The sequence below is a fragment of the Streptomyces sp. NPDC092952 genome (assembly GCF_044754785.1).
GTDB lineage: Bacteria > Actinomycetota > Actinomycetes > Streptomycetales > Streptomycetaceae > Streptomyces.
Genome location: NZ_JBIVPT010000004.1, coordinates 15,211 through 27,539, shown reverse-complemented (window position 1 = coordinate 27,539; position 12,329 = coordinate 15,211). Strand labels below are relative to the sequence as shown.

Below are 12,329 nucleotides of genomic sequence, written 5' to 3'. Positions count from 1 at the left end.
AGATTCGTGGTTCAGCGCGGTGACCCGGTGTCACTTGGCGCACACTGCCTTGTCGGCGTTGGCTTGCTGGATGTCGTCCGGCACCTTGGCCGGACCGGTGATGGGCGTGCCCGCCGCCTTGAAGTCCTTCCCGAGGGTCAGGACCATCGCCTGGAGCCCTTCGGCGTCCTCGGTGCCCGGCTTCATGGCCGAGCCGGGCAGGCCCATCATGGCGGCCAGCGCCCGGGCCTGGTCCGCCTGGTTGGGGGCGTACTCCAACGTCGTCTTCTCGATCTTCGACGGGGCGTTGGACTTGTTCGTGGACTTGAGGACGCCCTGCTCGTTCTGGAGCCAGGTGACCGTCGCCTGCGCCCCTCCGGGTACCTCGCCGCCGTTGTACACGTCGACGCGGACGTCGGCCGCGGCCGCCTTGGTTCCCTTGAGGAGCTTTTCCTGCTTGTTCTTCGCGGCCTTCTTCTTCGACTTCACCTCGGTGAGCGAGGTGTCGTCGCGCATCATGGCGAACAGCGCGTCCGCCTTGGGCGGGTTGAGCACGACGGTCGCCTTGACCTTCTCCGCCGGGTTGTCGAGCACCGGCACGGTGGTGAAGGTGATGTTCTTGGTGTTGACCTTGCTGATCTCCTGGGCCAGCGAGGACAGCTTCTTCACCGAACCGATGCCCGAGTCCACGGTGAGCGCGTTGACCACCGCGTCCGCCAGCTTGTACAGCTTGGTCGGGCTGGTCAGGGTGTCGTCCGACTGGATCTGCCGGATCATCGACGCGATGAACTGCTGCTGGACCTGGATGCGGTCCAGGTCGCCCCGGTTGCCGAAGCTGTGCCGGGTCCGGACGAACGCCAGGGCGTCCTCGCCCTGGATGCGGTGCTCACCGGCCGGCAGGTTCAGATGGGAGTCCGGGTCGTTGACCGCCTTCCCCAGGCAGATCTCGACCCCGCCGACCGCTGTGGACAGCTCCTTCACCGCGTTGAAGTCGACCATCATGAAGTGGTCGACCTTTATACCGGTTATCGCCTTGACGGTGTCCATGGTGCAGCCCGCCCCCCGGCCCTTCTGGCCGAGGCTCTCGTTGAACCGCACGCCCTGGGAGCCCGGGACCAGCTTCTCCGAGCCGTCCTCCTGCTTGACCTTGCAGTCGGGGATGTCGGTGATCAGGTCGCGCGGGATGCTCAGCGCCGTCGCGTTGGTGCGGTCCTCGGAGACGTGGAAGAGGATGTTGGTGTCGGCGTGGCCCACGCTGCCCTTGTCGCCGTAGCCCGCGTTGCCCTTGCCGGTCCGCTTGTCCGTACCGACGACGAGTATGTTGATCGGGGCGTCGTTGTCGAAGACGTTCTTGTTGCCGGACCCGCCCACGTCGACCGTGTTCAGGTTGCCGTTGAAGTGCTGGTAGAGCGCGTAGCCGCCCACCGACAGCCCGACGAGCACGAAGGCCGTCACACCGCCCGTCCACATCAGCGCCTTCTTGCGCCGCGCCTTGGGCGCCTTGCGGGACTTGCGGGCGCGCCGGGACCCCGCGGCCTCGGGGGCGGAACCCTCCGTGCTGCGCGTCCCGTTGGCGGAGCGGCGGCGCTGGCCGGGCACCTCGCGGCCCGGGGCGCCCCGGCGGCCCTCGCGGCCCGCGGAGTCGTCCTCGCCGTCGCCGGCCGGGGCGCGGCGGTCGCCCCCGCCCCGCCGCCCGCCTTCTCTGTCCTGGACCGGGCCTCTGCTGTGGGGGACACGTGGGCCGGAAGTCCGGGCGGAGTCGCCCGAATCCCCTCCGGAATTATTCAGTCGCAGCTCGTAATCGCCAGTGTTCGGGTTGAGTACCCACTGGTCTGCGGGGTCGATTCCGTCCGCCCGCCCACGGCTTTGCGCATCCACGGTTGCTTGTGTCCTCCGTCGGTGCCACGCGAGGCGCCTCCCCCGATCAGGCGCTCGATCTTTCGCTCCAGAAGTGCGCGGCCAGACGGCCGGCAGCACCGGATCGCGTCACACTATCCGCCCGATTCGACGTCGAGCGACGTGCGTGACAAATTCCACGCTCCTTACAACTGGTCATACTGCTCATTACACGCCGATCACCGGCTTCCGTTTGGGAATTGCTTTACTGCTCGCACAGGTCCGCCGCCGCGTTGTTGCCCGAATACGTGGGCGTCGGAGTGGGGCCGGAAGCATCCGGAGTATCGGCCGCGGCATTGTTTTTCCCGGTGTTCTTCCCGTTGTCATCCGCGAGCTGGTCCGCCGGGACGACCGTGACCGGCTTGTCCGCGCGCAGCCGCTTGAAGAGCCGTCCTGCGGCGGGCTGTACGAGTTCGTCCCGGTTTCGGTCGGCAACGTACGGCTGCCGGGGCACGGTCAGGAACTGCACCTTGTCGGTCGGTACGTCGCGCAGGCCGCGCACCAGGTCGTACAGGTCCTTGAGGTTGTCCAGCCCCGGGTCGGTGGTCAGCGCCTTGGTGGCGGCGTCCAGCACCGGGTAGAGGCGGGTCGGGTTGAGCAGGACGCCGTCGCTCTGGACCTTGCTCACCAGCGCGCCCAGGAACTGCTGCTGGCGGTCCATCCGCTCGGTGTCGCTGCCGTTGCCGATCGACTTGCGGGCCCGTACGTAGCCCAGCGCCTGCTCGCCGTCGAGCGTCTGGCGCCCGGCGGGGAGCTTCAGATGGGCGTCGGCGTCGTCCACCGGCTTCTTGAGGCAGACCTGGACGCCGTCGACCGCGTCGACCATGTCCTTGAAGCCGTTGAAGTCGACGATCATGTGGTGGTCTATCCGGATGCCGGTCAGCTTCTCGACCGTACGGATCGTGCAGGCCGCGCCGCCCCGCTCGAAAGCCCAGTTGAACTGGGCGAACATCGCCCTGGTCGTGGTGCCGTCCGCCTGGTGGCAGGCCGGGATGTCCACCATCAGGTCCCGCGGCAGGGACATCGCGGTGGTGCTCTTCCGGTCCGCCGCCAGGTGCAGCAGGATCGTGGTGTCCGAGCGCTGGCTGCCGCCGTCGTCCCGGCCGTACGCGCGGTTCTCGCCGGCCCGGCTGTCCGAGCCGATGAGCAGGATGTTCTCCGCGTCCCGCACCACCGGCACGGGCCGCTCCCGCTCGTACACCTTGAGCTCGGCGGCGACCGAGGTGTCGGTCCGGATGTTGCCGTCGAGCTTCCGGTACAGCCAGCAGCCGACGCCCGCCGCGACCAGGACGACGAACGAGGCGCCCAGCGCGGTCCAGCGCAGCCAGTGGCGGCGGGGGCGGGGCGCGGCGACGGCGGTGACGGGGATGGGGCCGGGGCCGCTCTCCGGCGAGCCGTTTCCCGGGGCGGCCCCGGGGTCGTCCGGGGAGCCGTTCCCGGAGCTGTCGGTGGGGGCTCTCCCGGAATCGGCCCCCGGGGTGTCCGCGGATCCGCTTCCGGCGTCGTGTCCGGGGTGCGGCGCGCCCCCGCCCGCCGCCGGTTCGTCCGGCGGCCCGGCGCTTTCGCTCACGTTGCGTCCATCCTTCACGTTCGGCGGCACCTCGGGCCGCCGGTCGCACAAGTAGACGGATGAACTTCACGCTTGGTTGTGCCCCCGATGGCCCGTAGCGCCGATCATGTACCGGAGTTGACGCACAGCCACCGGGACTCGACCCGGTGTGGGCCGGACGAGTGGCGGCCGGGGGTGTTTGTCATACCGCGGTGGCGGTGGCCCGTTCGCTCGCCACGCGCTTCGCCAGCCCGTCCGCGTCCAGCCGGTCCAGATGGCGGCAGAGGATGACGGACCCCCCGGCGGCCAACGGCGCGTACAGCCCCGCGGCCAGACCCGCCCAGGAATCGTACGAACCGCCCGTGAGCAGCCGCGATCCGGCGGACAGGCCCAGCGCCGCCGCCTCCTCGCGGGCCCGCGCCACCAGCTGTGCGGACGTCAGCTCCGTACCGTCCACCACCAGCGCCGGGCCGTCCGGGTCCACCGGGGCGAACGGGGCGAAGCGGTCGCCCTGGCCGGGCACCTCGACCGCGTAGTCCGCGAACCCCTCGGGCGGCTGCGGGAACCGGCCGCCCAGCGGACGGAGCGCCAGGGCGACCCGCTCGCCGGAGCAGGCGCGCGCCGCCTCCAGCCCGTCCGGCCCGCTGACGACGAGGTCGGCGCCGGCCGGATCGCCCCCGACCTCGGCGACCACCCCGACCGAGGAACAGGCGAGCAGCCAGACCGCGGTCTGCCAGTGAGCGGGCAGCAGCAGCGCGAGCCGGTCACCGGGCTCGGCGGCCAGGTCGCCCTGGAGGAGATTGGCGGTCTTGGCCACCCAATTGGCGAAGGTGGCCACGGACAGTTCGACGCGTTCGCCGGTGGCGTCGTCGTAGAAGGTGACCAGGGGGCGGGCCGGATCCGCGGCGAGCGCGGAACGCAGCAGGTCGGCAGGGGTGCGGTCGGTGGCGTTCATCCGCGCAAGCGTACGCGGCGGGGGGTGCCCCCAAGGGCGGAAACGACCGTCCCGGCCGCCGTCGGAACCGAGGGACCGTCAGGTACGGGCCCCTGTCCGGGTAGCCGGACTTGCCGGAGTATGGCCAGGATTGTTCGCATGCGTGCCTTCCTTGCATCCTCGATCGGCGTCGCCTGCGCGGCCGTTCTCGCCCTTCCGTCGGCCGTGCCCGCGGGCGCCGCCCCCGCCCCCGCTCCCCGCACCGCCTCCGCGGCGCCGGCCGGATCCGTCGATGTGCCGGGCTCCACCCAGTCCCTGGCGCTGCGGGCCCTGCCGCTGCCGTCCGACCGGGTCGACCACCGGACCACCACCCCCGAACAGGGCCTGCTCGACCGCGAGGTCCACCCCTTCTCCATGCTCGGCGTCGTCTGGAACGACGCGGACGCCGAACTCCACGGCACCGTCCAGGTCCGCACCCGTGCCACCGGCACCGGCACCTGGTCGCGCTGGCAGGACCTGGAGACGCACAACGCCGAACACTCCGCCGACCCCGGCACCGCCGAACGCGAGTCCCGCGGCGTCCGGGGCTCCACCGCCCCGCTCTGGGTCGGCGACTCGGACGCCGTGTCGGTCCGGGTACGCCCCGAGGCGCCGGACCCGCAGGACCGCACCGGCACCGCCACACCGCTGCCCGGCGGGCTGCACCTCGAACTCGTCGACCCCGGCAAGGACCCGAAGTCCCCCGGAAGCGGTACGGCGACGGCCGGACGCACCGGGCAGTCCGGTCCGGCGGCGCGGAACGTGCCGGGCGGCATGCTCCCCGCCCTGAACAAGGCCGCCTCCGAGGCGCTGGGCGAGGCGGAGGCCGGTCTCGCCCGGGGCGCCCGCCCGTACATCGGACCCCGCCCCGGCATCATCACCCGCAAGGGCTGGGGCGCCGACGAGAAGCTCCGGGAACGGACCTTCGTCTACACCAGCACCGTCAAGGCCGCCTTCATCCACCACAGCGCCACCGGCAACAACTACACCTGCGCCCAGGCCCCCGCCGTACTGCGCGGCATCTACCGCTACCACGTCAAGAGCAGCGGCTGGCGCGACATCGGCTACAACTTCGCCGTCGACAAGTGCGGAAACATCTACGAAGGACGGGCCGGAGGAGTGACCAAGGCCGTGCTCGGGGCACACACCCTCGGCTTCAACAGCAACACCATGGGCATCGCGGTGCTCGGCACCTTCACCGACTCCACCCCGCCGTCCGCCGCCGTCAACGCCGTCGCGAAGCTCACCGCCTGGAAGCTCGGCCTGTTCGGCGCCAACCCGAAGGGCAAGGTCACCCTCGTCTCCGGCGGCAGCAACAAGTACAAGAAGGGGGCGAAGGTCAGCCTCAACGTCATCTCCGGCCACCGGGACGGCTATCTGACCGAATGCCCGGGCGCCCGCCTCTACAGCAAGCTCGGCTCGGCCCGGAGCAGTTCGGCCCAGATGCAGGGCCGCTGACCCGGGCCGCCGCGACCGCCCGGGGCCGCCACCGGACCGCGCTGCATACACTGGCCAGCCGAAATCCCGGCCGGGGCCCCAGCAGGAAGCAGAGTCAGCGCGGTGACAGAGGCAAAAGAAGCGATCCTCCTGGTCGGCGGGAAGGGGACCCGGCTGCGCCCGCTCACGGTGCACACGCCCAAACCCATGGTCCCGGCGGCGGGCGTGCCCTTCCTCTCGCACCAGCTGGCGCGCGCCCGCGCCGCCGGGGTCGAGCACATCGTGCTCGCGACGTCGTACCTGGCGGAGGTCTTCGAGCCGTACTTCGGCGACGGCTCCGGACTCGGCCTCCACATCGAGTACGTCACCGAGCTCGAACCGCTCGGCACCGGCGGCGCGATACGCAACGCCGCGTCCCGGCTGACCGCCGCCCCGGACGAACCGGTGCTCGTCTTCAACGGCGACATCCTCACCGGCCTGGACATCCGGGCGCTGGCCGCCACCCACACCGCCTCCGGGGCCGACGTCTCCCTCCACCTCACCCGGGTCGAGGACCCGCGCGCCTTCGGCCTCGTCCCGACGGACGACGACGGCCGGGTCACCGCGTTCCTGGAGAAGCCCGAGACCCCCGAACAGATCGTCACCGACCAGATCAACGCCGGGGCGTACGTCTTCCGGCGCTCGGTCATCGACACCGTCCCGGCCGGCCGCCCGGTCTCCGTCGAACGGGAGACCTTCCCCGGACTGCTCACCGCCGGGGCCCACCTCCAGGGCATGGTCGACTCCACGTACTGGCTGGACCTCGGCACCCCGCAGGCATTCGTCCGCGGCTCCGCCGACCTGGTCCTGGGGCGCGCCCCGTCCCCGGCCGTCCCGGGCCGGTGCGGCGACCGGCTCGTCCTGCCGGCCGCCTCCGTCGCCCCCGACGCCAAGATCGGCGGCGGCTCGGTGATCGGGGAGGGCGCCCTGGTCGGCGCGGGGGCCCGGATCGACGGCTCGGCGATCCTGGCCGGCGCGGTCGTCGGACCCGGCGCCGTGATCGAGGACTCGCTGGTCGGGGCCGGTGCCCGGATCGGCGGGCGGACGGTGCTCAGCGGCGCGGTCGTCGGGGACGGGGCCCGGATCGGCGCCGACAACGAGCTGCGCGACGGCATCCGCGTCTGGTGCGGGGCGGTCATCCCGGACGGGGCGGTGCGCTTCTCCTCGGACCAGTAGGAACGGACAAAGGGCCGCGCCGGGCTTACCCTCGACGGGCAAGCCCCGAAACCGACGACCCGGCCGGGGAGCCGGCCGCCGAGAGCCCGCGGCCGAAACCGACGACCGGGCCGCCGAGAACCGACCACCGAGGACCCCGACCCGTGGCAGGACGATTCGCCCCCCGCGGCCTTCCCCGCGGCACGCCGCGCGCCGCCGTTCCGCGCCAGGCGGCCCAGGCGGCGGCCCCGGCGGCGGACGCCCTCACCCGCGACTGGACCCCGCCCGGCCCGCTCGACCTGCGCCTGGTCCTCGGCCCGCTGCGCCGGGGCCCCGCCGACCCCACCTACCGGATGACCGGCGACGGCACGTTCTGGCGGGCCAGCCGCACCCCCGAGGGACCCGGCACCCTCCGCGTCGCCGACCGGGGCGGCCGGATCGAGGCGGCGGCCTGGGGCCCCGGCGGGCCCTGGCTGCTGGACCGGCTCCCGACACTGCTCGGCGCCGACGATGACCCGGACGCCTTCCGCCCGCGCCACCGGCTGCTCGCCCTGACCCACCACCGCCGCCCCGGCCTGCGCCTGCTGCGCACCGGGCTGGTGATGGAGTCGCTGATCCCGTCGATCCTGGAGCAGAAGGTCACCACGGACGAGGCGTACCGCGCCTGGCGCCACCTGGTCCGGACGCACGGCACCCCGGCACCCGGCCCCACCGGCCACGCCCCGTTCACCGCGCTGGGCCTGTACGTCATGCCGGACGCCCGCACCTGGTCCCTGATCCCGTCCTGGGAGTGGCACCGGGCGGGCGTCGACGCCAAGCGCTCCGGCACGATCCTGCGCGCGGTACGGGTGGCCCGGCGGCTGGAGGAAGCGGCGGCCATGGACCTCCCGGCGGCCGCGGCCCGGCTGGAGCTCGTCCCGGGCATCGGCCCCTGGACCTCCGCCGAGACCCTCCAGCGCTCCAACGGCGCCCCCGACGCCGTCACCGTCGGGGACTTCCACCTCCCCGGCATCGTCGGCCACGCCCTCGCCGACCGCAGGGACGCCGACGACGCGGAGATGCTCGCCCTGCTCGCCCCGTACGAGGGCCAGCGCCACCGGGCCACCCGGCTCGTCCTGCTCTCCGGCCGCACCCCGCCGCGCCGCGCCCCGCGCATGACCCGGGGCGACATCGCGAGCCTGTAGGGCGTGTCCGGCACATCATGGCCGGGGCCGCGGCGTCCGGCACGGCACCTCGCGGCGTTGCCGAAACGCCCCCGGATCTCTGCCATGGACACGCCCCGGCGTCTTGCGACGCACCGCACCCGACGCCGCGACCTGCCCGCCCCAGATGCGCCGGACACGCCCTGGGAACCCCGCGCGCACCGGGGCCACCCGGCAGGCTCTCAGCGCACCGTCACGAACTCCGCCACGTCCCGCTCCGGCCGGTCCGCGGCCGGAGCCGCCGGGCGCCCCACCGCCACCGCGCCGAGCGGATCCCACGACCCCGGCAGGTCCAGCACCTCGCGCACCACGTCACGGCAGAACATCGTCGAGGAGACCCACGCCGAGCCGAGCCGCTCGCCCGCCAGCGCGACCAGGAAGTTCTGCACCCCGGCCCCCGCCGCGACCACGAACATCTCGCGCTCCGCGGTGTCCCGCCGCTCGTCCCCGTAGGTGTGGGAGCCGTCCATCACCAGGCACGGCACCACCAGATACGGCGCCCGGCGCAGCACATCGCCCCGCCGCACCCGCTTCGCGATCGACTCCTCGCTCTTCCCGTCCCGGCGCAGGTCGGCGATCCACGTCTCCCGCATCGCGTCGAGCAGCCGGGTCCGCGACTCCTCGGACTCCAGCAGGACGAACCGCCACGGCGTCGTGTGATGCGGCGCGGGCGCCGTCACCGCCGCCGCAACGGCCCGCCGCACCGCACCCGGGTCCACCGGATCGTCGGTGAACTCGCGCACCGTGCGCCGCAGCGTCACCGCCTCCCGCACCGCCTCCGACGTACCGAGCCGGAACATGTCGCCCTCGGCGCCCCGGAGCAGCGCGCTCGCCCCGGCCGAATCCGCCGGGTCCAGCACCTGGCCGAGCCCGCGCACCACCGCGACCGGCAGCCCCGCGGCCTTGCCCTTGACCAGGTCGCCGGCGGCGGCCAGCTCGTCGGCGGTGGCGACCACGGTGGCGCTCAGCGGATTGCCGTACGCGTCGGTCCCGCCGCGCAGATCGTCCAGCACCCGGACCCCGGCCGCCCCGATCGCCACGTCGGTCAGCCCGCTGCGCCACGGGCGCCCGAAGGTGTCCGTGACGACGATCCCGACCTCGACCCCCAGGGTCTCCCGCAGCCCGTCGCGGATCGCCCGCGCCGAGGCGTCCGGGTCCTCGGGGAGCAGCAGCACCGTCCCGGCCGGGGTGTTCGACGCGTCGACCCCGGCCGCGGCCATGACCAGGCCCTGCCGGTTCTCCACGATGCGCAGCGTGCCGCGCCGGGCCACCACCCGTACCGTCTCGGCGTCGATCGCCGCCTCGCGGTCGGTCGCCTCGACGATCCGGCCCTCCGCCTTGGAGACGATCTTCGACGTGACCAGCAGGACGTCGCCGTCGGCCAGGCCCGGCTCGGCGACGGCGATCAGCTTCGCCAGATCGTCCCCGGCCCGCACCTCCGGCATCCCGGGCAGCGCCCAGACCCGGTACGCGGGCGCCCCGTCCGCCCCGGCGGTCATGCCCGTACCTCCTCGGCCAGGGCCAGCGCCTGCCGGGCCATCTCGGCCGTCGCGTCGACGTCGGTCATCATCAGCGGTACGGCGCGGCAGCGGATGCCCGCGGCCTCCACCTCGGCGACCGACCCGGCGTCCACCGTGTCGACGAGCCAGCCGTCCAGCAGTCCGGAGCCGTAGTGCGCGGCCACGGCCGAGGCCGTCGACTCGACGCCCACCGCGGCGAGCACCTTGTCCGCCATGCCGCGCACCGGGGCGTCCCCGACGATGGGGGAGAGGCCGACGACCGGCACCCCGGCCTCGGCGATCGCCTCCCGGATCCCGGGCACGGCGAGGATCGTGCCCACCGAGACGACGGGGTTGGACGGCGGGAAGAGGATCACATCGGCCTCGGCGACGGCCTCCAGGACGCCCGGCGCGGGCTTGGCCTGCTCGGCGCCGACCGGCACGACGGCCTGCGCGTCGACCGAGGCGCGCAGCTTCACCCAGTACTCCTGGAAGTGGATCGCCCGGCGCTCGCCGTCCAGATCGACCGCGACATGGGTCTCGACCCGGTCGTCGGACATCGGCAGCAGCCGGACGCCCGGCTTCCAGCGGGCGCAGAGCGCCTCGGTGACGGCGCTCAGCGGGTAGCCCGCGCCCAGCATCTGCGTACGGACGATGTGCGTCGCGAAGTCGCGGTCGCCGAGCCCGAACCAGTCGGGGCCCACGCCGTAGGCCGCGAGCTCCTCCTTGACCTGGAAACTCTCGTCCGTACGCCCCCAGCCCTGCTCCTCGTCGATGCCGCCGCCGAGGGTGTACATCACGGTGTCGAGGTCGGGGCAGACCTTCAGCCCGAACAGATGGATGTCGTCGCCGGTGTTGCCGATCACCGTGATGTCCGCGTCGGGCGCGGCCCGCTTGAGGCCACGCAGGAAACGAGCACCACCGATACCGCCGGCCAGAACCACAATGCGCATGCGGACAGTCTGTCAGGCAGCACGGACAGTCGTCGCCGCGGCACCGGACGGGCGGCCGGAGCCGACGGCGGGCCCCGGGACCGGCGGGGGCGACGGCGTCAGACGGTGGTCACGGCGTCCGCCGCGGCGGCGCACCGCGCGGCGTGCATCGGCATCTCGGTGAGCCCCGGGTAGTAGACGTGCAGGCTGACGGCCGGTTCGAGCGAGTCGTTGACCACCTCGTGCACATAGCCGGGCGCGAAGACCCGCTGCGCGCCGGGGGCCAGGGAGCGGGCGGCGCGCCCGGTGCGCTCGGTCAGCGTCCCGTCCAGGACGGTCAGCACGCCGGAGGACCGGCCGTGGTCGTGGCGCCCGCTGCCCTGACCGGGCACCCAGCTGAGCAGCCAGAGCTCGTAGCCCGGCCCGGTGCCGAGCCGGTGGTACCAGCGGGTGGTGGCGTCGTACCGGACCAGCGGTTCCCAGCGGGCGCGGTCGGCGGCGACGGAACGGGCGAGCCCGGCGAACTCCGCCACGGTGACGGGGTGCTCCCGGGCGGGCTGGAGAAGGTGCTGGACCTCAAGGATGTCGCCGGCGATCTGGAGGTCGCTGTCGCTGTTCATGGATGCGGTGATTCCTCGGCATGGGGGGCGTGTGCGGGGCGCGGGGCCACGGTGCCTACCGCGCGGGGAGCGCGGACGGAGGGGCGGAGGCCCTGCGCGGAGGTGCGGAGAGGGTGCTGCGGGAGGGGCCGGATCAGAGCCGGGGCCCCGGGGGCATCAACAGCTGTGACAGCTGGAACAGCAACAGCGCGTCGGGGCAGCGGTGCGGAACCCACGGACGTGGGCGGCGTACATCGCGGCGGTCGCTGGCATGCGTCGAGAGTGACCGGCCGGATCGGCCGATGTCAACTCGGTGCCCGGTGCGCCGTGCGGTGGTTCACCCCATCCGGCCACCCGGGATGCAGAAAGGTTTATTCGGTCAGAGGGGCGGAGATGTGGCGCATCGGCCGTGCCCGGAAACCTTCCTGAGGCTCCGTGACCCGAATGTGATCTTGATCGCTTCGGTGATCGAATCGAAACATCGGGGCCGTCCGCGTCGTCTCACTGGGTGAGAAGGAGATGGGAAGAAGGAGCGGGTGTGACAGGCGAGGTGGCATATGTCAGGTTTTTGGTTATATGCACACTTTCCGTCTAGGTGTGGTTCCGCAGGGTGAATACCCGGGCCAATAGCAGAACCTCGCTTGACTGGCCTGAAGCTACACACTTGTAATTTCACTCGTGTCGTTCGGCCGCGAACAGTGACGGCCGCATCACGGGGACGCGAGAGACAGACGAGGGGCGCACATGACCGAGCTGTTCCAGCAACTGCTGGTCGAGGACGCGGACGAGGAGCTCGGCTGGCAGGAGCGCGCACTGTGCGCCCAGACCGACCCCGAGTCCTTCTTTCCCGAGAAGGGCGGATCGACCCGCGAGGCCAAGAAGGTCTGCCTCGCCTGCGAGGTCCGGTCCGAATGCCTGGAATACGCCCTCTCCAACGACGAGCGCTTCGGGATCTGGGGCGGCCTCTCGGAGCGGGAGCGGCGCCGCCTGAAGAAGGCCGCGGTGTGAGCCGCCACAGGGGTCCCACGGCCTCCACACGCCGCACGGAGGAAGCGGTGCGGGCCGCCGC

General features: G+C 72.7%; 10 protein-coding genes. 4 read left to right on the top strand and 6 right to left on the bottom strand.

The features are described 5' to 3' along the window. Positions 1–30 precede the first annotated feature (30 nt). From ACIQGQ_RS11125 to ACIQGQ_RS11115, 3 genes are all read right to left on the bottom strand, one after another. Entirely contained in the window at positions 31–1,857 is a 1,827-nt protein-coding gene (locus ACIQGQ_RS11125) for an LCP family protein (protein ID WP_402393517.1), read from the bottom strand. 223 nt (positions 1,858–2,080) lie between these two features. Continuing rightward, a complete protein-coding gene (locus tag ACIQGQ_RS11120) occupies positions 2,081–3,445 on the bottom strand; it encodes an LCP family protein (RefSeq protein ID WP_402393515.1) in 1,365 nt (454 codons plus the stop codon). A 181-nt stretch (positions 3,446–3,626) separates the two neighbouring features. Then, positions 3,627–4,379 (bottom strand): TIGR03089 family protein, encoded by a 753-nt coding sequence (locus tag ACIQGQ_RS11115; RefSeq protein WP_402393512.1) that lies wholly within the window; start codon positions 4,377–4,379, stop codon positions 3,627–3,629. 138 nt (positions 4,380–4,517) lie between these two features. Here ACIQGQ_RS11115 and ACIQGQ_RS11110 point away from each other — a divergent pair, with 138 nt between their 5' ends. The 3 genes from ACIQGQ_RS11110 to ACIQGQ_RS11100 all read left to right on the top strand — a co-directional run bounded on the left by ACIQGQ_RS11110 (position 4,518) and on the right by ACIQGQ_RS11100 (position 8,212). Continuing rightward, positions 4,518–5,855, top strand: a complete 1,338-nt coding sequence (locus ACIQGQ_RS11110; RefSeq protein WP_402393509.1) for a peptidoglycan recognition protein — start codon at positions 4,518–4,520, stop codon at positions 5,853–5,855. A gap of 102 nt (positions 5,856–5,957) precedes the next feature. Further along, on the top strand, positions 5,958–7,049 hold the full coding sequence (locus ACIQGQ_RS11105; protein WP_402393507.1) for a sugar phosphate nucleotidyltransferase: 1,092 nt from the start codon (positions 5,958–5,960) through the stop codon (positions 7,047–7,049). Positions 7,050–7,192: 143 nt separating this feature from the next. Continuing rightward, positions 7,193–8,212, top strand: coding sequence for a DNA-3-methyladenine glycosylase family protein (locus tag ACIQGQ_RS11100; protein WP_402393504.1), 1,020 nt, complete (start codon positions 7,193–7,195; stop codon positions 8,210–8,212). A 200-nt stretch (positions 8,213–8,412) separates the two neighbouring features. Here ACIQGQ_RS11100 and ACIQGQ_RS11095 read toward each other — a convergent pair whose 3' ends face one another. The 3 genes from ACIQGQ_RS11095 to ACIQGQ_RS11085 form a co-directional block, all read right to left on the bottom strand. Then, positions 8,413–9,729 carry a coenzyme F420-0:L-glutamate ligase gene (locus ACIQGQ_RS11095; RefSeq protein WP_402393502.1) on the bottom strand — a complete coding sequence of 439 codons (1,317 nt, stop codon included), beginning with the start codon at positions 9,727–9,729 and terminating at the stop codon, positions 8,413–8,415. Next, positions 9,726–10,682: a 2-phospho-L-lactate transferase gene (cofD, locus tag ACIQGQ_RS11090; RefSeq protein ID WP_402393499.1), complete on the bottom strand. Its 957-nt coding sequence runs from the start codon at positions 10,680–10,682 to the stop codon at positions 9,726–9,728. Before cofD ends, ACIQGQ_RS11095 begins: the two co-directional genes overlap by 4 nt. A gap of 98 nt (positions 10,683–10,780) precedes the next feature. Continuing rightward, on the bottom strand, positions 10,781–11,281 hold the full coding sequence (locus ACIQGQ_RS11085) for a cysteine dioxygenase family protein (protein ID WP_366299267.1): 501 nt from the start codon (positions 11,279–11,281) through the stop codon (positions 10,781–10,783). A gap of 723 nt (positions 11,282–12,004) precedes the next feature. Here ACIQGQ_RS11085 and ACIQGQ_RS11080 point away from each other — a divergent pair. Next, positions 12,005–12,268 carry a WhiB family transcriptional regulator gene (locus tag ACIQGQ_RS11080; protein ID WP_030927001.1) on the top strand — a complete coding sequence of 88 codons (264 nt, stop codon included), beginning with the start codon at positions 12,005–12,007 and terminating at the stop codon, positions 12,266–12,268. Positions 12,269–12,329 lie beyond the last annotated feature (61 nt).

Excerpts from the sequence above, each read along its gene's own strand:
- ACIQGQ_RS11110 (WP_402393509.1), top strand. The coding sequence starts at position 4,518 with ATGCGTGCCTTCCTTGCATCCTCGATCGGCGTCGCCTGCGCGGCCGTT.
- ACIQGQ_RS11085 (WP_366299267.1), bottom strand. The coding sequence starts at position 11,281 with ATGAACAGCGACAGCGACCTCCAGATCGCCGGCGACATCCTTGAGGTC.
- cofD (WP_402393499.1), bottom strand. The coding sequence starts at position 10,682 with ATGCGCATTGTGGTTCTGGCCGGCGGTATCGGTGGTGCTCGTTTCCTG.
- ACIQGQ_RS11080 (WP_030927001.1), top strand. The coding sequence starts at position 12,005 with ATGACCGAGCTGTTCCAGCAACTGCTGGTCGAGGACGCGGACGAGGAG.
- ACIQGQ_RS11095 (WP_402393502.1), bottom strand. The coding sequence starts at position 9,729 with ATGACCGCCGGGGCGGACGGGGCGCCCGCGTACCGGGTCTGGGCGCTG.
- ACIQGQ_RS11115 (WP_402393512.1), bottom strand. The coding sequence starts at position 4,379 with ATGAACGCCACCGACCGCACCCCTGCCGACCTGCTGCGTTCCGCGCTC.